The sequence below is a fragment of the Euzebyella marina genome (genome assembly GCF_003687485.1).
In the GTDB taxonomy this organism is placed as follows: domain Bacteria; phylum Bacteroidota; class Bacteroidia; order Flavobacteriales; family Flavobacteriaceae; genus Euzebyella; species Euzebyella marina.
Genome location: NZ_CP032050.1, coordinates 4,379,587 through 4,402,162, shown reverse-complemented (window position 1 = coordinate 4,402,162; position 22,576 = coordinate 4,379,587). Strand labels below are relative to the sequence as shown.

Below are 22,576 nucleotides of genomic sequence, written 5' to 3'. Positions count from 1 at the left end.
GGGGGTAAGGGGTAAGCGATTTATTTTTTCTCTTTTTTAAGAGTAACGATTGTCTTTTCACTCTCATTGATTTCGAAATTTACATCATTTATCAATGAAAGTACCTTCAATATTTGACCTAAAGAGTCGGATTTGTTGATTCTTAAAGTAACCAACTTGTTTTTTGTCATTTCGTTAGTTTCAAATTGGTAGCCGAAACGTTCTTCGATGAAGTGAAAGAGTTTTTCCAGTTCAATATTGTTGAGGTCACTGTATTTGTTTCCTGCACTAAAGCTGAGGTCTGTCTCAAACTTTTTGACCTGCACCTTACCTTTGTCCAATAAGAAACTCTCACCGGGGATAATGGCCCAAGAACGCCTATTTTCAGTATCCTTTAAAGACATTAGTATTCTTCCCGAGTAAAGCGACACCTCGGTTTTTTCAAGGTCTTCATTTTCTGTAACTAAAAATGAAGTGCCCAAAACGCGGGTAGATGTGCGACTGGTTTCAACCGTGAACTCTTTTAGGCTATCTTTTACGACATCAAAAAAAGCTTGGCCTGACAAGGCGACTTCTCTCTTTGAAAATTTTTTGTTGTAACTGACCGTTGAATTCGGTTTTAAAATGACAATACTACTATCGGGCAGAATAAATTCTTTATCAAGTTGAGTGTAATTGTTTATTTCAATAGTAGAGCGGTCGACACTTAATAAATAAAGAGCTGGAAGCAATAGTAGCATTATTGCAGCGGCAATGGCCCATTTAAAGGAACGTTTTGGAGAACGCGACCTTATGGTAGACTCAAGCTCGGACCATGAATTCTTGATCTGGGTCTTGGGAACGGGCGGAAAGTCTTGGCCCCAAGCAGTTTCCATTCTTTTTTCTATGTCGGACTCGTAATTTTCCACTTATATATTGCCGTTTATACTCTTAGAACAATTCAGGATTGAATATTTCCTAATTCTTTTTGTTTTTTTCTTTCTCCAATTCTTGCTTAATATGATTCTGGGCCAAATAAATATGATTTGCGATTGTTTTTTTTGAAATGTTCAGTGATGCAGCTATCTCTTCATACGATAGGTTTTCTATTTTATGCAACACAAAAACTTCGCGCCTTTTGTTGGGCAAACTTTTTAAAACACTGTACAGCCATTCTAAGTTAATTTCATCTTGACCCGTATTTTCTTTGATTTCAGTGGCCCCGAAAAAGTTCTTTTCTTCGGTCGGCACTAATTTTGACTCCCGTTTTAAATGGTTGAGAATAATATTGCGGCAGATAGTGTATATCTGTTTGTCTATTAAGACGTCTTCCTTTAATTTATCCCTGTTTTCCCAAAGTCTTAAAAACGTTTGTTGTACGAAGTCGTCCGGTTCTAGGGTGGGGGAGTTGAATTTCTTTGCGAACCAGTATAACTTGGAGTAAAAGAGCGAGTATAATTTTTCTAAAGAGCTTAGGTTTCCTTTTTTTATACTCTTAACCAAGAAATATGTATTCTGATCTTTCAAATAATGGACAAGTGTTTTTGAGGAGATCCAAATAGGGCTTATAAACTTAAGCTTTACTTAAAAAACTACAAACAATATTTTGCTAAAGATTGGTGGAATTTTTTAAAAAGAAATACCGGACTTAATAAAAGCCCGGTAAATCAAAACTAACTTAACTAACTCAACTGTTTTTGTAATCTTCTTATCTAATTTTTATTTGGATAGGGACCGTCCGTTAAGGTCATAAACTACCTTTCCGTCTCGAATGGTCAACTCACATTCTAATCGTACTTTGCCTTTTTCAAGGTGGCCTGTGTAATCGAAATACCCAAAATCACCTTTGTTCAATTTGAGAATGGCCACATCTGCCGGCATATCGGCAGATAGATTGCCCAGTTCTTCACGAAGTATGGCCTTCGCCGGATTCCATGTTGTGGCTTCTATCACTTCTTCAAGCTCCATGCCCATCACTAAGAATTTTGACATGACACTTAAAAGGTCTTTCATCGCATTGTTCATACTGCCGATATGTAGATCGGTACTTATAGTATTTGGGTAAAAGCCAGATTTAACTGCCGGTATGGCTTGGGAGTATGCAAAGCTGATCCCACCGTAGCCGACATCGAATACGATACCTTTTTCCTGTGCTTTTGAAACAAAAGGTTTCAGTTCTTTCGAATTAACGTCTACAACAGTCTCCCTCGTTTCCAATTCGGCAAATGCATGGGTGTAAATATCTCCGGGGCGTAGATGTTGCATGAATAGTTCTTCTATCGAAAGCGGAGGTCGGCTTCCCCCAAAATCTATAATCACAGGTTTTTTAGAGAGGTTTCCGGCCTCAACGGCACGGTCAACCGGTGTCCAGTCTGGCCCCTCGTAATGGGCTACCTTAAAACCAACTATATCATCAGAATATTTTTGGGCCATTTGGGCACTCAACTTGGCATTCATGTCATTGGTATCTTGCTCGTAATTTCCTCCGCGCATACCTTCGCCCACAATGTTTAAAAATGAAAGAACTCTTGTCTTTGAGCGGTCAATGATATTCTCTTTGAATGTAGGAAATGATTTCCAACCCGATCCACCACAGTCGACCACGGTAGTGATACCTGTGCGAAAACTAAAGCCGTCTGGGGCCACCGAACCTGGTCCATTACTATATGCCCGACCCGCTTCAGTACCTGCAAATACATGCTGATGAATATCGATCAAACCCGGGGTAACATAAAGCCCCTTGGCCTCAACAACTTTTTCGGCATCTTTAGTATTAATATTCTTGGCCACCTTGACAATCTTGTTATCCTTGATTGCCACATCCATTACTTCATCAATACTGTTTTTGGGGTCAATGACATGTCCGCCCTTAATAACGATGGAGTATTCTTGCGACCATGAGATGTTAAGGCAGAGAAGCAACCCTATAATCAGTAGACTCTGTTGTTTTTTCATTTGTGTTACTTGTGTTCTTATAATTTTCAACCTGTCTTATCTCTTAGGAAAGATGGTCTTGTAAAATTTGTTTCAACCTTTCGGCTACTATGCTCACTTGCTCTTCCCTTAAAAGAACCACTCCAACGTTCAGTAACTGCTTGCCGTCTTTTTTGGCGACGTTGGTCACGATGCTCGGGGTACCGTTCTTTAGTGCTTCATAAATCTCTTTTGGATTGGCCTTAAGCTTGCTTTCGTTCCAAGAAACATGTAGGCTGGGGAAGGCATTAGCAGGGCCAGGATTGATGTAGGTTTCCCCGGTTACACCAGCAACTGATTCTACCACTGATTTAATGCTCTCTACTCGAGACAACCATTCTTGCCATTCTTTTTTGTGGTCACGGCCTAAATAGGCTTTGAGGGCGGCATACATACCAAAAATCTCTTCTTTGTTTACCTTCATGGGCCTGCCTATCGGCGCTTCATGAGGGCTATGGTTCAATTTGGCAGCTTCTATCAAATCTTTTCTTCCGAATAAAAGACCGGCGCTCTGTGGGCCACGGATCATTTTACCTCCCGAAAAAGTAACGAGGTCAAAGCCCATTTTCTGAAATTTAAAAAGATTTTCAACCGGAGGTACATCGGCGGCAGCATCGATAAAAGAAGGTACGTTCTTCTTCTTTGCCCGTGCCACGAACTCTTCATGGGTGATGGTCGATTTTTCGGCCGCATTAAAGAAAAGGGCCATTACCGTATTCTCGTTGATAGCCTTTTCCATCTCATCGGCATCGTCTACCTCAATGATTTTTGCTCCTGTTGTGGTAATCGCTTGGTCGAAAACATACCTGTGCGATTTTTGCATGATAACCTCTGGTCGGGGTCCCGGTAAATTGGGTAATAGCTTGGTCTTTTCAAGGTCATCGCCAGTAATACATGCTGCGGTTGCTAGAACCATGGCACATGCGGCACCGGAGGTAACCATGGCCGCTTCACATTTTAGCATTTCTGCAATTTTTGCCCCTACCTTGTCTTGCAGTTCGTGCATGTTGGCAAAGTCGTGTGCCGTTGAATTTATGGCATCCAATACTTCAGGTAGCATTAGCGAACCCGATAAAAAGGTCATGGTAACATTGGCGTTGATTACTCTAGTGATGCCTAGTTCTTCGAAATAATCAATCTTTGATGTCGGTTTTTCGTCATTTGCCTTTAAGGCCAGTGATTCTGGCCGGCACATTAAACTTCCTGCGATGGGTACCAAAGACAGGTTTTTGACAGCGTCCCTTCTTTTCATAAAATTTAGTGTTTTATGCTCATTTGGTTTTACACATATGCTATACAATCCATTTCTACCAATGAATCTCCCGGTACACCACCTTGGGCAACGGCCACAGTGGTTCTTACGGGTGGTTTGTCGCCAAAACGACCTTTGTATACTTCGTTCATGGCTTGGTAATCGGCAATGTCGTTAAGAAAAACACTGACCTTTACCACCTTATCCATCGATGAGCCTGCTTTGATTAGCTCTTTTTCAAGCTCTTTGAGAACTATTTCGGTATGCGCCTTTATTTCAAAAGGTTCGGTATGGGCACCTTTACCAGCAATAAAAATCAAATTGCCTACTCGGGTAGAACCGGAGAAAAGGGGTACACCTTGAAAATCCTTTATATTATTGGCAGTTTTAAAGGAGGGTTCTTCAGTTTCGTATGCCCTAACCGAGCTAACACCGAATAAGGTGGCCAGGCCTAAACCTAATTTTTTGAACGAGGCTCTTCTTCCATTTTTTACTTTCATAGTTCTCTTTTTTAGAAATGAATTGTATAGTTATGTTGGTTGTTGGTTAATCTGGTTTGGTATATGGTTATGGCTTATCCCACCAGACGGTACTGGTAAAAGAGTTTCCTACACCTTGTCTATCAACAGCTTCCTGAAAATTGGCTGCGTTGATGGTGCTTTCTGCGTCAGGTAATACAAAGCGGGTCGGTATGACGCCACCAGTAAGATTTCCTGGGTAGTTGACGGGGGTCAGTTCCGGATAGCCCGTTCTTCTCCAATTGGCAAAAATTTCATATCCATCCAAGAATAAAGACACCCATTTTTGAGTATGGATCTGTTCCATTTGTTCATCCATAGAACCACCTGTCAAATAAGGGTTTTGTTCTAGATAACTATCTACCCTGGTGCTGCTGATAACGCCATCTTCGCCAAAGAGCGACCATTGGGCCATACCTGCCCTTACGGCCGATTCGTATGCACTTTGTGCATCGCCATCGTACCAACCTCTTAAGGCCGCTTCTGACAAAAGAAGGTCAACCTCGGCATTGGTAAAAACCAGTAGGGGGGCATCGTATCTTAAAATGGTATTCGGATGAGGTTCTGAGTAAATGGCAAATTCTGCGGGCTTGCTGTTAAAAGCCGCATTTTGCATGCCTTCTTGCAAGGTAGAGGTAGTATCGGCCACATATCTGTCACCGTTAAGAACCCAAACGACCGAAATGGCATTTAATCTTGGGTCTCCTGTAGTTTTAAGGTGGTCAATAAAGGTTTTGGCCAGTTTGCCTCCTTCTACATTATCCTCACTTTGCGGATCGATATAATCGCCATCAAGAAGCGCCGTGGCTATCGGGTTTCTACTGGAAACTTGAGAACCATCAACATAATCAATCTTTGCCAAATCATCGTTACTGGTCATAACACCGCCGGCAATGGCTTTTTCGACCCATGTTTGAGCCAATTGTTCATCTACATTGGTCAATCTCATACCCAAGCGCAGCATTAACGAGTAAGCGAATTTTCTCCATTTATCAACATTACCGTCATAGATAAGGTCTGAAGAACCAAAGCTTGTGAGTGAAGGATTTAAGGCGGAAGCCGCTTCCTCCAATTCATTGAGCATATCGGCATAGATAGCCGATTGTTCGTCATATTTAGGTGTGTACACCTGACCGCTAATACCTTGACCGGCCTCGCTGTAAGGCACGTCGCCATACAAATCTGTTATATGATGAAAAATATACGCTCTCCAAATACGGGCTATCGAAAGCTTGGTAACATCTTCCGGGTTTTCGCTTAAGGCTTTGATAACCTCTTGTATCTCATTCACCGCATTGGGGTAAACAGCGGTAAAGTAGCCTTTAGAGTAACCATCGTTGAAATATTTATCTCCCGCAGCAGGTACTTCTTTATAGGTGGCAAATTGTTGCATAGATCCCCCAATGGTCAAGGCTGAGGTTCCGAAGTAACTAACGTTGACCGCATCTAACTGCGCCTTGCTAAAAAGGTATTCAGGAATGATCTCGCCGTAGGCATCGGGGTTCTCGTTGAGTGACTCAAGACCTTTATCGCATGATAGCAGCGAAAGCCCTATTGCGCTAATGGCCAGATATTTTGATATAATGAAATTTACTTTCATAAGAATGGTTTTATTGCATTTAGAATTTTACGCTCAAATTGATTCCGTAACTCATAGTTCTAGGCACACCAAAAGCTTCTAAACCTTGGGCATTGCCATTGGTATAACTTGATTCTGGATCAAAAAGGTCTGTGTTTTTATAAAGGATGGCCAAGTTTCTACCGACCAACGAAACAGATAAAGATTGTAATTCTTTAATCTTATTCAACGGAAGGCTATAAGTCAAGATAACTTGACGAAGTTTTACAAAACTACCATCGTAGACGAAAATGTCGGTGTAATTCTTTTGGTTGTCGTAATAGGTATCTAATTCCTCAACAGGAACTACCCTTGAGTAGGGGTTTCCATTTAAATCGACCCCAGATAATTGAAGTCCGTTTTCTCTACCAGGTAAAGTGGCTTTTGTTAAACCGAACCTATGGGCATATTGCGCGAGGTTAGAGTAAATGGAGTTTCCGAACTTACCATCTAGAAGTACGTTCAATGAGAAGTTTTTGTATTTAAAAGTGTTGGTAAGACCCATGGTCAAAGGAGGTACACCTTCACCAAGTTCCATAATCTCGCTTCTTAGCTCATAACCACTGTTTTGGTCATAAATGATTTCACCGGCATCGTTTCTGGCCATACGGTATCCCCAAATGGTACCGTAAGGTCTTCCGACCACGTTTTGAATCGAACCGCCACCGATTCCACTACCAACCTGAATGGTATTCAATCCTTCGGCGAGCGACACAATCTCACTTTTATTATAAGCCATGTTATAGCTCACGTCCCAAGAAAAATTATCATTTCTGATCGGTGTACCTGAAATAAGCATTTCAATACCCTTGTTGCTAATTTCACCAACATTTAAAAGTGCCTGTGTATAACCGGAAGCCGTTGAAATATCTGATTGAACGATGTCATCGGTAGTTTTTCTGTTGTAGAAAGTAAGGTCAAGACCCAATCGGTTGTTCAGCATTCTCAAATCAAGACCGGCCTCATAAGTAGTAGAGGTAAGAGGTCGTAAATTCGGATTGGTTACCAAACTGGATGAAATCGCCTGAAGAGGTCTACCGTTATGACCTCCTTGTACGGTACCGTAAGTCTGGTTGATTAAGTAAGGATCTGGAGCACCGCCCCCTACTTCGGCCCATGAGCCTCTTAATTTGAATAGATTGATTGCTTGTGGTAGCTCAAAAGCTTGAGATACCAAGAAGCTACCACCAACCGAAGGGTAAAAAATACTATTGTTTTCAGGGCTTAGCGTAGAGAACCAATCTTGGCGACCTGTCAATGTCAAATAGGCGAACCCTTTATAACCAAAATCTACCGAACCGAACAAAGAATTGACTCCTGTAGTTCTGTTAATAGGGGTAGTGGTCAGGGTAGCCAAGTTGGTATAGCTATAGAATTCCGGGATGGTAAACTCACTACCGCTGATTTGGGTAGAATTATTAATGTTCTTCTGTTTGTTACCACCTACTAAAGCCGTCAAATTAAAATCTTCGAAAAGGTCAACCGAGTAATTGGCGGTTAAAAGCATGTTAGTTTCCGACACATCAGACTTTAAAGACTCATAGCTTCCCTGAGGTCTAAAGGCTGTATAGGAAGGAGTGATGCCTTCATATTCGAAGTTGTAGAAATCTCTACTGACGCTTCCCCTTAGATATAGATTGTCCAAAATATCATAGCGAAGATTGAACTGGCCGATAAAACGGTTTTTCTTATCGTTGTTTTTGTATCGGTTCACGACCCAATATGGGTTGTTCGCCACGTTAACTGGGTTCCATAACAATTCAGTTCCGTCTTCATAATAACCGGGGGCCATATTGGTAACATCGACCGTATTGGATACCAAGTTAGTTGCCCATGCGGAATTGTAATCGGCATAACCGGTACCTGGCCTGTTGCTGGCCTTTTCCAAGTTGTACTGAACCACTGTTTCTAGGCTTAATCGCTCGCTTAATTTGGCATTCAAGCTCAAGTTGGTGGTTTTTCTGTTGAACGATGAATTAGGAACTACACTTTGATTGTCGGTATTGGAAAGCGATATTCTATAATTGATGTCTTCGTTACCTCCCGAAAAAGCAATGGTGTTAACGAAATTGGTTCCGGTACGGTAAAAGTTTTTGATATTGTCTTTCACATTAACGGGGGAGTACGGTCTTTCAACACCGTCGAATTGAACAACGGGCGAGCCATCCATTAAAGCGCCATAAGAAAGTCTACCCCATTCGATAGCTTCATCTTGTGTAGCGGGTTTTCTACCATTTGCTCCCGCCCCGTATACATATTGAAAATCTGGAAATATAGATGGGGTGTCAAAAGTAACGTTGCTGTTAAACTGCACGCCAATACCTCTTTGAGCAACCCCTTTTTTGGTAGTAATCAAAATAACACCGTTAGAAGCTCGTGAACCGTAAAGTGCAGCAGCAGCACCTCCTTTAAGAACACTGATGGTTTCAATGTCATCAGGGTTGATACCTGCAATACCATCACCACGGTCAACGTTGATTCCTTGACCATCAGTGGTAGAACCGCCACCGGGTATAGAGTTGTCAATGGGCATGCCGTTAACTACATATAGTGGTTGGTTATTGCCCGATAGCGATCCGTTTCCCCTGATAATGACCCTACTTGATCCACCTGGCCCTGTGGCAAGCCCTGTAGCGTTTACCCCTGCTATTTTTCCGGTAAGGGCATTGGCAATATTTGTTTCCCGTGCATCGGTAAACTCATCGCCGGCCACCTCAGATACGGAGTAGGCCAAAGCCTTTTCATCCCTTTTTATACCTAGGGCCGTCACTACGACTTCATCAAGTGCTTGGGCATCTTCGGCAAGGGTCACGTTAACAACGTCAGTACTGCCGTCCAATGTCTGTTCTACCGTTTTCATGCCCAAGTATGAGAATACAAGTGTAGCCGTGCTAGATTCTACTTCAATGGAGTAATTGCCATCAAAGTCGCTCAATGCGCCATTGGTGCTGCCCTTTTCTTGCACCGTAACCCCAGGTAGGGGTACACCATCGGCGTCTAATACCTGACCGGTAATGACACTACTCTGGTCGGGAGCTTCGGTTTTGGTCTTTGTGGGAAGAGCATCTTGAGATATGGCTATGTTATTGCCCACGATACGAAAGGTGTAAACCGTTCTTTGTGTAAATTCTTGCAGTACCAGCTCTACCGTTTTGTTCTCGAAAGCATATTCGCCCGGTAATTTGTCTTTGGTGTTGATATCATCTGCGTAGGCAAATTTGTAATTGGTCTGCGATTCGATAATACTAATTACCCGCCCAAGGGTTGGCCCGCTAAGCGAAAGCGATACTTCTTGCGGATTACCCATCGAGGGCAGGTAAAAAAGTAGTAGTAATAATATTTGCTTCATAATGAATGTTTCTTTTTAGAACTATTGCTTAAATAGAAATAGGGTGATAATCTTTGGCCCGAATAGCTTTCTTATAAAGAATCGGGAAGTAGAAAATTTGGTTGTTTAGAACTTGCCAAAAGGCAGTGCGGTGAAGAGATTCTTTTTTTCATTTCATTTAGTTTTTGGTTGGAATATTTTCGGGTTATCAAATCGTTAACCCGGTTTTGTTTTCTACTTACTTGATCAAGGTAAATAGACGGAAGACCTGTTTTTGAAAAACCTTTTTCATTGGTCTTCACATCGTTTTAACAACCAAAGGAAAAAATGTTCCTAATTATTTTTTTACTTTTTCTTCATTTTTGCATAATATTCGAATGGTGGTGTCATTTTTTTTGAAAATGATGTATATAATTCCTTCTTTTTGTAGAAATAATTAAATGTCAGATTTCGTTGTAAACCGATTTTTGGGTTATATGGGAAAAAACAACGGCGGAACCTGATTTTTCAGGTTCCGCCGTTGGGAACTTTTTTGAATGTCGATTTTTAGTTCTTCTACTCTACTTCTATAGGTCCATACACAGCATCTCTAAAACTTTTGTGAAGACCAATTTGATCATAGGGAAATAATTGAACAAACATAACTGCTGTGAGGTCATTTACAGGGTCTACCCAAAATAAGGTGCTGGCGGCACCATCCCAAAAGAATTCTCCTACCACACCATTATTTTCATCTGCGTTGGCAGGTGGCGCGGTTCTAACGGCAAAGTCGATACCAAAACCAACTTGACCTTTGCTAGGTAAAAAATGTCGTTCGGTAATGCTATCGGCCAATTGGTTGGTAGCCATTAACTGTACCGTTTCAGGTTTTAATATCTCTACCGAATCAATACTGCCCTCGTGCACGAGCATTCGCGCGAATTTCATATAATCGTCTAATGTAGAAGTCAGTCCTGAACCTCCTCTGGTCAGGGGCCATTTTTCAAGATAGTTGCTGTAGGTGAGGGTATCTCTTTCTATGGTTCCTTTACCTGTTCTACGGTAAAGTGCCGCAAAACGCTTACGATCTTTCTCGGGAATGAAATAGCGGGTCTCCTCCATTCCTAATTTATCAAGTACGTGTTCGCGAACATATTGCTGGTAGGGCATGCCGGAAATTCTTTCCACTAGAAAAGCCTGCACATCAACGCAAGGGCCATAGAGCCATTCTTCACCAGGATGAAACTGTAGCGGTAACTTTCCCATTTTCTCGGCCATTTCAACCAAGTTGTTATTTCTGTTCAATGCATCGGCCTCGGCAACCATTTTTCCTAAGGGTGTATCACCAATTCCGGCAAAACCGGCAGTATGTCTAGTAATATCACGAATGGTTATGGGTCTTCGGGCATCTTCTAGAATTGGTTTTCCACTGGAATCTTCACCAACATAGACTTTCATATCGGCAAATTCAGGGGCGTATTTTTCAAGAGGGTCATCTAACTGAAACTTGCCTTCTTCAAATAATGTCATAAGTGCCGTTCCGGTGACAGGTTTGGTCATTGAGTAAATTTGTACGATCGTAGACCTATCCATAGGTTTTTGCGCTTCTACATCGGCGAAACCAAATGCATTGAAATAGACTTCTTTGTCTTTTTCGTAAATCAAGGCCGAAACCCCTGCAATATCGCCCGCGTCGACAAAACTTTTCAGAACTGAGTCTATTCTTTGCTTTACCGAGTCGGAGACGATCGGGTTTTCGGTCGTTTGTACTTTTTCGTTGCCTGTTTCTTTACAAGATAAAACTAGGGCTAGCATGGCAATTGCAATGCTAATTGAAGTTGTTTTCATAAGGTGTAGTTTATAGTTGTTGAGTCGTATTTTAATTGGCTAGAGCGCATACCTTTTTCCAGATTTCCGTACTGACAGGAATTCCCTCTTTTTTGTTCCTTTCCCGAGTAAGAACCGTTCGTTCACCGGGGTAGTAGGTTCTATCGCCTTCTTTCAATGGTTCAACATTGTGGGTAAAATCGATAATCTCTTTTAATAATCTCTCTTGAATATCGGTATCGTTAAAGTTATTTCTCGAAATACAGATGAAAACCTGAGAAAGCGCTACCTCTAGATCCTTTCCGGCAATTTTTGAAGTTGAATTACCCAGTGATAGAACGGTTGCCAACATATCCAATACCATCGAAAGGGCAGAGCCTTTCCAATAGCCTATGGGTAAACCTCTTTCCTTTACCAAGATTTTTTTCGGGTCGTTAGAGAGTTGGTCGTTATCGTCCCACCCGCCAGGAAATGGTAATTTCTCGCCTTTTAAGCGGTAATCGTTGATTTTTCCAAAGGCGAATTGCGATATGGCCATGTCAAGTACAATATGTCCCTCTTTTCTTGGAATCGAAACAATAAACGGATTGTTGCCCAATCTACTGTCTTTTCCGCCCCAAGGCGGCATATTGGGTTGGGTATTGGTAAACATAATTCCGATACAGTCATTATTGGCAGCTTGCCAACCGTAGGTGCCGCCGCGCATCCAATGATTGGTGTTACGAAGGGCGACTAAACCCATGCCATGCTTTTGTGCCAGTTCAATTGCCCTATCGGTGCACTTTATGCCATTAATGATGCCGGGGCCTAATTTACCGTCCCATCTTTCTATACTGCCCATTCCTTCGACCTTTTCCGCCTCCGCATTTATATCTACAAGTCCCTTTTCCACATAATCGATAAAAAGGGGCACTCGATTAATGCCATGAGAGTTGATGCCGTCTAAAGTGCTCTCACTGTAAGTGTTTGCCAATTGTTGTGCCTTCGATGGGGTGAAATCATATTTGAGAAAAAGGTTCAAAAGAACTTGCTGCATTTCTTCAAATGGAATTCTCTTTTGGTTGGATGACATTATAGAAAGGAATGTTTTTGATTAAGGTTTTTTCAAAAATGTTGACCGTGAACTTTTTTGAAAGTAAAAGGATGAGGTAAGTTAACCTTTTTTTGTATTCAATCTCGTAATCAAAAAGCTACTAATCAAAATCAAGATACCGCCTAATACAGTATTAATGCTGAGGGTTTCATTTCTTACGAAATAGCCCAGGGCAATGGCACTTATGATTTCGATGTACATGAGTCCGGAAGCTGTTGATGCGGGCAGATGCTTAAGGCCGTAAAAGAAAAGCTGGAACACAACGATGCCAATCCAAAATCCGTAAAAAACTCCCAAGCCTATCTGTTCCCACTCCACCGCTGGAAGAAAAAATAAAAAAGGAATAAAGAAGACGCTACTTATAAGGTTTTGATATACAATCGTCTGATTTTGGGTGTAATAATGCGATTCAGATTTGAACATCACAACGGTAATGGCATAACCAAAAGCGCAAAGAACCGCTGCTACCATACCGATCATATCATTGTTCTCAAACGAAAATGATTTATCGGAGTAGGTGACGGCCATACCTACAAAGGCCAAAAAAAGTAGGCCGACCTGTTCTTTTAAGAGAGGTCTTTTATAATATTTGACTTCAATCAGAAAAACAAATATGGGCCAAGAGTAGACCAGAACAATGGCATTACCGATAGAGGTATATATGAAGGCAAGCAAGTAAAAATAAAGGCGTACCACATTGATGGTAGAAGCCAAAAGCATTTTTTTATAATTACCGGTGAAAAGCGGTTTTGATTTACTGAAAAGAACGGGCAGTAAAATTAAAATAGGCACCATGGTGCGAAAAAATGCGATAGCCCCCGCAGAAAGGGTGTTCATTTGTTTAATGAGTACCCCATTACTGCCAGCGATAACAGCACATAAAATAATTGCGTAAAGTGCTTTTTTCAATCTACTGCCTTAATTTGGCATACAACCAATCGTTACGCATTTCTCTTTGTTCGGGGAAGGTCCAGTGTTGCGTTTCCAAGAAAACCTTCAGCTCTTTTTTTGCCGTAATCAGATTATAGGCCGAATACATAGATGCAGGCGGACAAACATTATCGTTATACCCCCAACTATACCAGCCTTCAGCTTTTACGAAGCGCGCGAAGTTGGCCACATCAAAGTATTTCGATACTTCGATTTTTTCGGGCTTATTGGTAAACTCATCAACAAAAATTTGAGGCCAGCCACCGGCACGGCCATGCAGAAAGCCTGTCATATCGGATAGGGCGGGATAGAAAGCGGCCAAATAATCAATACGGTCATCTAGACCGGCGGTAACTATTGATAAGGCCCCACCTTGGCTTCCGCCGGTTACCCCAATATCTTCACCATTGAATTTATCAAGGCTTTCAAGAAAATCAACCGACCTTACACAGCCCAGATAGACCCTTCGATAATACATGTTGTCTTTGTCGTCTAGATTAAAAGTTTGGTAACCGTTTAAGGCGCCAGCTCCTAAGTTGTCGTAAACAGACTTGTCCATATTGACAGGAATACCATGAATGCCAATAGTGAATGATACAAACCCTTCGGCTGCTTCGTTGATTTCGCCGTAATAGGGTCTTATACCCGCGCCGGGTACGTGTAGAATGGCAGGATACTTCCCTTCTTTTTTTGGCATGGTCAGAATACCATATATTTTGCCCTTTACATTATTGAGGCTAACGTGATACACATCAACCTTATCGGTACAACGTTCCGGCATTAAGGTGAGTACGGGCTCCATAGGTATTTGCGCCAGTTCATCCTTTCCTTTCTTCCAAAACTCTTCAAAATCTTTCGGAAGGGTCGTAGTAGGCTTGATACGTTCGGGTTCAAAACCTATAGTGGTGTAAGAGCTGTATTCCTTTCCGTCTACGGTAACAGTAGCGCTACATCGTAAAAAACCCGGATGGTCAAACTTTTTCGCTTTTACGGTAGTATTGTTTTTAAGGGTAATCGAACCCTCTTTCCATAATGGCAACTCTCTATAACCGGCATCAGGCCCGATAGTATATTTTATTTCTACACCTTCTAAGGGAACTTTGTTCTTCAGAACATTAATCGAAAATTCTGCTTGTTCACCAGTGTTGTACGTCCAATCCGCTTCGCTCGGTGTAATGATTACCTCGACCAGCTGCTTGCTAGGTTGTGCAAATAAGCCTATGCAGCAGCCAAAAATGAAAAATAGGCTGGTAAGTGTTCTTAGGTTCATGGTTTAGGTCGGTTATAGTTGAAAAGTGCTACTAAGATACGAATAGCCTTCGAGTAAAAAGAGGTTAGTCGTTTGTTCTTGGCAACATATTTCTGATAGCACTTATTTTCCAAACGTCATCCTCCAGAACGGCTACAAAGGTGCTCCACATTTTACGTACAGTACCATCTGAATTTTTTATTTCATAACGGGCATCGATTATGGCAACGGAGGTATTTAGAAACCTTGTTTGCTCCACTATCAACTTTCTGTCGCCCGGGTTGGCGGAAGAACTGCGCAGCATACCTTCTTTGGCTAGCTCATATCCCTTTCGCCACTCGCCGGTAGAAACCAACTGATCGATATCTTTGTTCAATATCTTGCTCAGAAGAACCGTATCTTTTTGATCTCGAGCAAGTGCGTATTGGTCAATCAGTTCGAAAAGCGGTTTTTCATTGGAGGAGGGGGTAGATTGTGCTAAGCAGTTAAAGCTAAGAACAATGAGTGCGATAAAGGATAAAATGACTTTCATACCAACTATTTTAAGGTTGAACCTAAAACCGGAAGATTTTAAATTTTAGATATATGAAAGATACTGAAAGTATTATTTGTCGGCCAAGGCAGGTGCGGCCATTTTGTCAAAGGGTGCCAATGCTTGAAGAGCCTTTGCAATACTGGTAATAGCGCCAAAGGTTAACAATAACCTTAAGCCATTTCTTGTTTGTTTTTCTTTTAAAGTACAATGTTGTGGATGGCTTTGCACAAATTGTAACACCCTAGTAAAGGTCGCACTTTGATAAAAAGCCGACTGTTGATCGGCAACAAAATAGCCGATTAGCTTACTCTTTTTCATTACTACCTTCTCAATACCTATTTGATTAGCGATCCATTTGATACGAACGGAATTCAAAAGGTCTTCAGCCTCTGAAGGAAGTTCTCCGAAACGGTCAACGAGTTGAGATTCAAATTTTTGAAGCTCGTTCTCATCGTTAACCGAATTAAGTTCGGTATATAGATTCAAGCGTTCGGTGATGTTATTGATGTAATCATCAGGAAAAAGAAGTTCAAAATCGGTGTCAATCTGGGTTTCTTTCACAAAGACTTTTTCCTTATGCCCCTCAACCTCTTCATAAAGTTCTTTAAACTCATTCTCTTTCAGTTCGTCAATGGCCTCCGCCAATATCTTTTGGTAGGTATCAAAGCCGATTTCGTTTATAAACCCGCTCTGTTCTCCTCCTAAAAGGTCACCAGCACCGCGAATCTCCAAATCTTTCATGGCAATATTAAAACCACTACCTAATTCGGTAAACTGTTCAAGTGCTTCTATGCGTTTTCGGGCATCGGCCGTCATTACTTCATACGGTGGGGTGATAAAAAAGCAAAAGGCCTTTTTGTTACTTCTGCCGACACGGCCTCGCATCTGGTGCAAATCGCTTAGTCCGAAGTTATTAGCGTTGTTGATGAAAATGGTATTCGCATTGGTAACATCAAGGCCGCTTTCGACAATAGTGGTCGAAACCAAGACATCAAATTCACCGTTCATGAAACTTAACATGAGTGCCTCTAGTTTCTTGCCCTCCATTTGCCCATGGCCAATACCTACTTTGGCATCGGGCACCAAACGCTGGATCATACCAGCTACCTCTTTGATGTTTTCGATGCGGTTGTGTATAAAGAAAACCTGCCCTCCTCGCTGAATTTCATACGAAACAGCATCCCTGATTACTTCTTCGTTCAATCTTACTACCCTGCTTTCAATGGGGTATCTGTTGGGCGGCGGCGTACTAATTACCGACAGGTCTCTTGCGGCCATAAGGCTGAACTGTAAGGTTCTGGGTATCGGTGTTGCCGTGAGGGTGAGTACGTCGACGTTTTCCTTTATTGACTTTAATTTGTCTTTTACGGCTACCCCAAATTTTTGTTCCTCGTCAACGATTAACAGTCCTAAATCAGCGAACTTCACATTTTTGTTCACCAGTTGATGGGTTCCGATTATAATATCGACCTTGCCAGCGGCTAAATTCTCTAAAGTTTCCCGACGTTCTTTAGCCGTTCTAAACCGATTAAGGTAGTCGACAGTAACCGGCATATCACTTAGCCTCTCGGAGAATGTTCTAAAGTGTTGAAACGCCAAAATTGTGGTTGGCACTAAAACAGCTACTTGCTTGCCATTATCAACAGCTTTAAAAGCGGCCCTTATGGCCACTTCTGTTTTACCGAAGCCTACATCCCCACAGATGAGACGGTCCATCGGGCGCTCGCTCTCCATGTCACGTTTAAAATCTTCGGTCGCTTTGCTTTGGTCTGGGGTGTCTTCGTATATGAACGAGGCTTCCAGCTCATTTTGCAAATAACTGTCAGGGTCATACTGAAAACCTTTTTCCAGCCTACGCTTGGCGTAAATCTTAATGAGGTCAAAAGCGATTTTCTTGACGCGCGTCTTGGTTTTTTGCTTCAGTTTCTTCCAAGCTGCCGAACCCAGTTTAAAAATCTTGGGCGGCGCACCGTCTTTGCCGTTGAACTTCGAAATTTTATGAAGGGAATGAATACTCACATACAGAATATCACGCTCACCATACATTAACTTGATGGCCTCCTGTTTTTTTCCCTCAACATCGATTTTTTGTAATCCACCGAATTTACCTATACCGTGATCGATATGGGTAACATAATCGCCAATCTCAAGTTTGTTCAATTCTTTTAGAGTGATGGCCTGTTTTTTCGCGTATCCGTTTTTCAGTTGAAACTTATGGTAACGCTCAAAAATCTGATGGTCTGTATAACAGACAATCTTAAGGTCGTCGTCAATAAAACCTTGATAAAGTGGTAGTACAGGGGTTTCGTAATACACCTTTCGGCTTACGTCTTCAAAAATGGCATGAAAACGTTTGGCCTGCTGTTCACTGGCACAAAAAATATAATTGGTGTAACCTTTGGCCTTGTGCGCATTGAGGTCATCGATCAACAAGTTGAACTTTTTGTTGAAAGAAGGCTGAGGCTTGGTGTTAAAACTGATTTCCTCTGCATTTAGAAATAGAGATGAGGAAGTGCCCATAGAAACCAATGCCAAATCTTGAAGTTGCACTTTGAACGATTCGGAATTCAAAAAAAGCTCTTCAGGTTCCACATGTTTTACCTCTTTAGAGAGTTTGTCAAAAGCTTCACCTGCTTTCTTGTAAAAATCATCTAAACGGTCGAACAAGAAATCGGCATTCTTAATGAAAACGGTAGTTTCATTAGCAATGTACTGTAGAAAGCTTTCGCGCCTTTCCTCTAAAAGCTTGTTCGCAACATTGGGTATTATGGTAATTTTTTCCACCTTTTCGGTCGAAAGCTGACTTTCTACATCAAAGGTGCGTATGCTATCAACATCATCACCGAAAAACTCGATACGGTACGGTTGGTCGTGAGAAAAAGAAAATACATCAACAATACCGCCACGAACCGAAAATTCGCCGGGTTCGGTAACAAAATCTACCCGCTTGAATCGATATTCAAAAAGAACCTCGTTTAAAAAATCAAGGGAAAGGCTATCGTCTATTTTGATTTTTAGGGTGTTCTTTTGAAGTTCTTTTCGGGTAACTACTTTTTCAAAAAGCGCATCAGGGTAGGTAACCACAATTGCCGGCTTTTTTCTGGAGTTGATACGGTTAAGTACCTCGGCACGCAGTAAGACGTTCGCATTGTCGGTTTCTTCAATTTGATAGGGTCTGCGGTAACTGCCAGGGTAAAAGAGAACATCTTGTTCACCCATCAAATGTTCTAAGTCATTCAAATAATAAGCTGCCTCTTCCTTATCATTGAATATTAAAAGAAAAGGTCTTTTTGCTATCGCGAAGGCTTCTGATACGACCAGTGAAAGTGATGACCCGGTAAGTCCGTTAAGAACGGTGCTTTTTTGACCATTGGATATAGCATTTCCTAGTTTCCGGGTATTGGGAGACTGCGCGTAGAACTGTTGGAATGCAATTTGGGTCAATCGTGAAATTTTGAGGCACAAAGATAAGCATACCTCCTGAACCGATGCCATTCATTTTTAACGAATTTGCATTACAAAAAACCTTAAAAAAGCTGCAACTTGCTAAGTACAATTTAACCTAATAGTAAATATGGATTTTCAATTAAAAAATAAAAAAGCACTCATCACCGGATCAACAAAAGGAATAGGTAAAGCCATTGCCGAGACCTTGTTGAAAGAAGGAGCTGAGGTCATCATAAATGGTAGAAGCAAGGCTTCTGTAGAGAATGCTGTAAAAGAGCTTGAAAATAAAGTGACCGATGCCCAAATAACCGGTGTTGCTTGTGATTTTTCAAAATCGGAGGAAATTGAACATTTAATTAAAGAGGTTGGTGAGGTTGATATTCTCATCAATAATGTCGGCATTTTTGAGCCAAAAGAGTTTTTGGATATTACAGATGATGACTGGCATAGATTCTATGAAGTAAATGTTATGAGCGGAGTGCGAATGTCACGTGCATTTATGCCGCAGATGCTAAAGAATGACTGGGGGCGAATTATATTTATTTCTAGTGAAAGCGGAATCAATATTCCTGTTGAGATGGTGCATTACGGAATGACAAAGACCGCTCAATTGGCTATTTCTAGAGGTATGGCCGAAACCACCAAAGGCACTGGGGTTACAGTGAATGCGGTTTTACCAGGCCCTACTTTATCGGAAGGTGTAAAGGAATTTGCCGGAATCGGTGAAGAGCAATCAAAAGAAGAGGTCGAAAAAGAGTTCTTCAAGACCGAAAGGCCTTCTTCCCTTATCCAAAGATTTGCTAGTCCGCAAGAGGTGGCCAATATGGTAGCCTATATAGCCAGCCCTCTTTCTTCGGCTACGAACGGGGCCGCGATAAAAGTTGATGGCGGCGTGGTTAAAACAGCTTTTTAATCTGGTAACCAATGGAAGGCAAAAAGTTTGATGTATTTGTAATCGGTAGCGGTGTAGCAGGGCAAACGGTTGCCCTTAAGTGCGCCAAGGCAGGCATGCGCGTAGCCATTGCCGATAATAGAGAGTTTGGCGGTACTTGTGCCAATCGTGGTTGTGACCCAAAGAAGGTTTTGTTGGCTGCTACCGAAGCCCTTGATATGGCCCAACGATTGAAGGGCAAAGGTATTGAAGGCAACTTGAAGATAAGTTGGAAAAAACTTCAAAAATTCAAGGGTAGTTTTACCGATTCTATTCCCGCAAGAACCGAGGAAAAACTTAGGGAAGCGGGCATCAAACTCTATCATCAATCGCCCAGTTTTGAAGGTAATCAATCGCTTTTAGTGGAGGGAAAAAAGATAAAGGCCGAGAAGATAGTGGTTGCTACGGGGTACGAGCCAAGAAAATTGAGTGTAAAGGGAAGTAAGTTTTTGAAGACTAGTGATGATTTTTTAAATCTGAAAAAGCTTCCTAAAAAAATAGTTTTTGTAGGAGCTGGGTATATCGGGATGGAGTTTGCTCATATGGCCTGTAGAGCGGGATCAGATGTTACTGTTATCGACTCTGGTAAAAGGCCTTTAAAGTCTTTCGACCCTGACCTAGTTTCTGAACTGACATCGTTTTCAAAGAAAATGGGAATCGAATTCGTTTTCGGTGGCAAAATAGAATCTATAAAAAAAGGCAGGAAGAAGTTCAAGCTGATTTATAAGAAAGGAGGCCACTCAAAGGAGTTAAAAGCCGATGCCGTTTTCAATACTGCAGGTAGAGTCCCTGCTATTTCCGCTCTTGATTTGGCAAAAGGTAATGTCTCCTTTAATGAAAACGGTATCGAAACCAATAGCTATTTGCAAAGCAAATCGAATGAGTTTGTTTATGCTTGCGGTGACGTTTCCGACAACGGACTCCCCTTGACCCCCTTATCAGGTAGGGAAGGGTATATTGTGGCCGAAAACATTTTGAAAAATAACCAGAAAAAGGTAGGCATTCCTGTTATTCCATCGGTTGTTTTCACCTTGCCCCATCTAGCTTCGGTGGGCTACTCTGAAGAAGAGGCAAAGAGCCGTTATAAAAATGTTGTGGTCAAGACCAATGATGCTACTAAGTGGTTCAACGCCAAAAGAGTAAATGCATCGATATATGCCTATAAAGTTATTTTGAACGAAAGAACAGAGGAAATTGTCGGGGCTCATCTTCTAGGTCCACAGGCTGCGGAAACTATCAATATTATGACGATGGCCATTAACCAAAAAATGAAGGCAGATGAATTACAAGCTACATTGTTTACCTACCCATCTTGGACGAACGACCTTAAAAGCATGGTCTAAGAGTTCGGTAATCCTTGGTTTACGATGTGCTTTTACCTTTTTGTCTTTGTTGCCACTTTTTAAAGGGGTTGGTATCTCTGTTTTGATAACCGTGTATTAAAGTTGTAACGACTAAAATTATAGCGGAGGTTAAAGCAACATTGGCAATAGTAGGGTATTCCATTCGGTGACGCATATAGATGGCAAAGAATGCCCAGATACCCACAGCGGCAAACTCCCTCATATTTCTTCTCCAAATCATTAGCAGGTTCACGCATAAGGCCACAGCTATCATAATGATGGTCCAATTTTCTTCTGTTACCATAAAGCCTTGCCAGTCTAGCTTGGTTAGATATGCAGACACATTTGCAATACTGGCCACTGCAATCCACCCACTATACAGGCATATAGGCCACCAGACAAACGCTATTATTTCAATAGGAGCATCCCAATTCTCCATATTGGTGTTCAAAACAATTTTTATCAAAGAGTAAAGAAGTACAAACATGATAAGTACCGATAGGCCGGTCAGGTCAAAAACAAAAGCCAGAACCCATAGAGCATTTAGAATGTTGGCTGTAGTGAACCAGTACCCTGTACTTACTATGAAATCTTTGCTTTTCTTATCGTTGAAAGCTCTTTTAATCTGAAAAAAGCAATAGCCCAAAAGACTCAAAAAGATGATGCCCCAAATGGAAAAAGCATAATCGGCGGGAGTAAAGAGATTATCATATTTCTTACTGATTTCACCAATGGTGGTATGGTTGAACAGCTTAATTTGTGACAGGTAGTTGATGACAATTACCAAGAGCACAGAGAATAAATTAATGATTGAAAGTCTTTTGGCCATATTTGGGGTGAATGGGCCAAAAGTAGATGGTATTGTTGAAGATAAAGAGCGGCATCAACGTAAAATCTAACCTAAATACAATTTAGGACACCTAAATTTATACTTTTATAACTTCTTCTCCGGCAATAACATACACTTCATCTTTATCGCTAGGTTTCAGGGTGTAGCTGCCTGTGAATTCGCCAAAGGCAGGTAGGATCATTTGGTCTTCGGTTTTAAAAAAGCAGGGCAGTTTTAATCGTTGCCTGCCTGCACCTTGCAACCGAACCGCCGGATGAATGTGGCCACATAGGTTGTAATAACCATTACGAGTCTCTGGGTGGTGGGTCAGAAGAAAATTCTCTGTCGTCAGTTCTTCAAACTGCTCAACCCCCAAACTTTCAAATTTTTCTGGGGCAATTATGTCGTGATTGCCTGTAATCAATGTGATTTTTGAAGGTGTGCGAGCCATCCAGTTTTCGAACAATACCCATTCTTTGTTTAAAGATGAATGAAAAAGATCACCCAAAAAACAGATTTCAAAAGGTTGGTAATAACTGACCAGTCGGTCTAATAGCAAATAGTTTTTATGAACGGCGTGTCTGGGTAAGGCAGCACCAAATTTTCGAAAATGGGTCACTTTTCCTAAATGAACGTCACTGATCAATAAACAAGACTTCTCTTTCCAAAAGACAGCCCCAGAGGCGTGTAATTGAAAATTTTGATCTTTTAATTTTAGGGGATAAGACATACGAACCAATGCTCCTGAAAAACCGTTCAAAAATAC

General features: G+C 41.5%; 17 protein-coding genes. 2 read left to right on the top strand and 15 right to left on the bottom strand.

Annotated elements, in window-relative coordinates; translation table 11 throughout:
- Positions 1–20: 20 nt before the first annotated feature.
- The 13 genes from D1013_RS18870 to mfd all read right to left on the bottom strand — a co-directional run bounded on the left by D1013_RS18870 (position 21) and on the right by mfd (position 18,704).
- Entirely contained in the window at positions 21–887 is an 867-nt protein-coding gene (locus tag D1013_RS18870) for a FecR family protein (RefSeq protein ID WP_121850306.1), read from the bottom strand.
- Positions 888–936: 49 nt separating this feature from the next.
- Positions 937–1,485 (bottom strand): RNA polymerase sigma factor, encoded by a 549-nt coding sequence (locus tag D1013_RS18865; RefSeq protein ID WP_162987950.1) that lies wholly within the window; start codon positions 1,483–1,485, stop codon positions 937–939.
- Between the two features lie 192 nt (positions 1,486–1,677).
- Positions 1,678–2,913: an amidohydrolase/deacetylase family metallohydrolase gene (locus tag D1013_RS18860; protein WP_121850304.1), complete on the bottom strand. Its 1,236-nt coding sequence runs from the start codon at positions 2,911–2,913 to the stop codon at positions 1,678–1,680.
- Positions 2,914–2,956: 43 nt separating this feature from the next.
- Positions 2,957–4,183 (bottom strand): aminotransferase class V-fold PLP-dependent enzyme, encoded by a 1,227-nt coding sequence (locus D1013_RS18855; RefSeq protein ID WP_121850303.1) that lies wholly within the window; start codon positions 4,181–4,183, stop codon positions 2,957–2,959.
- A 29-nt stretch (positions 4,184–4,212) separates the two neighbouring features.
- Positions 4,213–4,683, bottom strand: a complete 471-nt coding sequence (locus D1013_RS18850; RefSeq protein WP_121850302.1) for a RidA family protein — start codon at positions 4,681–4,683, stop codon at positions 4,213–4,215.
- Positions 4,684–4,750: 67 nt separating this feature from the next.
- Positions 4,751–6,301, bottom strand: coding sequence for a SusD/RagB family nutrient-binding outer membrane lipoprotein (locus D1013_RS18845; protein WP_121850301.1), 1,551 nt, complete (start codon positions 6,299–6,301; stop codon positions 4,751–4,753).
- A gap of 19 nt (positions 6,302–6,320) precedes the next feature.
- Entirely contained in the window at positions 6,321–9,668 is a 3,348-nt protein-coding gene (locus tag D1013_RS18840; RefSeq protein WP_121850300.1) for a SusC/RagA family TonB-linked outer membrane protein, read from the bottom strand.
- Between the two features lie 534 nt (positions 9,669–10,202).
- On the bottom strand, positions 10,203–11,474 hold the full coding sequence (locus D1013_RS18830) for a serine hydrolase domain-containing protein (protein ID WP_121850298.1): 1,272 nt from the start codon (positions 11,472–11,474) through the stop codon (positions 10,203–10,205).
- Positions 11,475–11,505: 31 nt separating this feature from the next.
- Positions 11,506–12,525: a 3-dehydro-L-gulonate 2-dehydrogenase gene (gene yiaK, locus D1013_RS18825; protein ID WP_121850297.1), complete on the bottom strand. Its 1,020-nt coding sequence runs from the start codon at positions 12,523–12,525 to the stop codon at positions 11,506–11,508.
- An 81-nt stretch (positions 12,526–12,606) separates the two neighbouring features.
- Positions 12,607–13,455 carry a DMT family transporter gene (locus tag D1013_RS18820; protein ID WP_225621399.1) on the bottom strand — a complete coding sequence of 283 codons (849 nt, stop codon included), beginning with the start codon at positions 13,453–13,455 and terminating at the stop codon, positions 12,607–12,609.
- A 1-nt stretch (position 13,456) separates the two neighbouring features.
- The gene (locus D1013_RS18815; protein ID WP_121850296.1) at positions 13,457–14,746 is read right to left on the bottom strand and encodes an acetylxylan esterase; all 1,290 of its coding nucleotides are present in this window, start codon (positions 14,744–14,746) and stop codon (positions 13,457–13,459) included.
- Between the two features lie 64 nt (positions 14,747–14,810).
- Positions 14,811–15,257: a DUF4440 domain-containing protein gene (locus D1013_RS18810; protein WP_121850295.1), complete on the bottom strand. Its 447-nt coding sequence runs from the start codon at positions 15,255–15,257 to the stop codon at positions 14,811–14,813.
- 72 nt (positions 15,258–15,329) lie between these two features.
- A complete protein-coding gene (gene mfd / locus D1013_RS18805) occupies positions 15,330–18,704 on the bottom strand; it encodes a transcription-repair coupling factor (protein WP_225621400.1) in 3,375 nt (1,124 codons plus the stop codon).
- A 130-nt stretch (positions 18,705–18,834) separates the two neighbouring features.
- On the opposite strand from mfd, the gene D1013_RS18800 reads away from it, so the two are divergent.
- Together D1013_RS18800 and D1013_RS18795 are read left to right on the top strand one after the other, a co-directional pair.
- On the top strand, positions 18,835–19,620 hold the full coding sequence (locus D1013_RS18800) for an SDR family NAD(P)-dependent oxidoreductase (RefSeq protein ID WP_121850293.1): 786 nt from the start codon (positions 18,835–18,837) through the stop codon (positions 19,618–19,620).
- Positions 19,621–19,631: 11 nt separating this feature from the next.
- Positions 19,632–20,981 (top strand): dihydrolipoyl dehydrogenase family protein, encoded by a 1,350-nt coding sequence (locus tag D1013_RS18795; protein WP_121850292.1) that lies wholly within the window; start codon positions 19,632–19,634, stop codon positions 20,979–20,981.
- A gap of 19 nt (positions 20,982–21,000) precedes the next feature.
- On the opposite strand, the gene D1013_RS18790 is transcribed toward D1013_RS18795, so the two are convergent.
- A complete protein-coding gene (locus D1013_RS18790; RefSeq protein WP_121850291.1) occupies positions 21,001–21,810 on the bottom strand; it encodes a TspO-related membrane protein in 810 nt (269 codons plus the stop codon).
- Positions 21,811–21,907: 97 nt separating this feature from the next.
- Positions 21,908–22,570, bottom strand: a complete 663-nt coding sequence (pdeM, locus tag D1013_RS18785; protein WP_317125483.1) for a ligase-associated DNA damage response endonuclease PdeM — start codon at positions 22,568–22,570, stop codon at positions 21,908–21,910.
- Between the last annotated feature and the right edge of the window lie 6 nt (positions 22,571–22,576).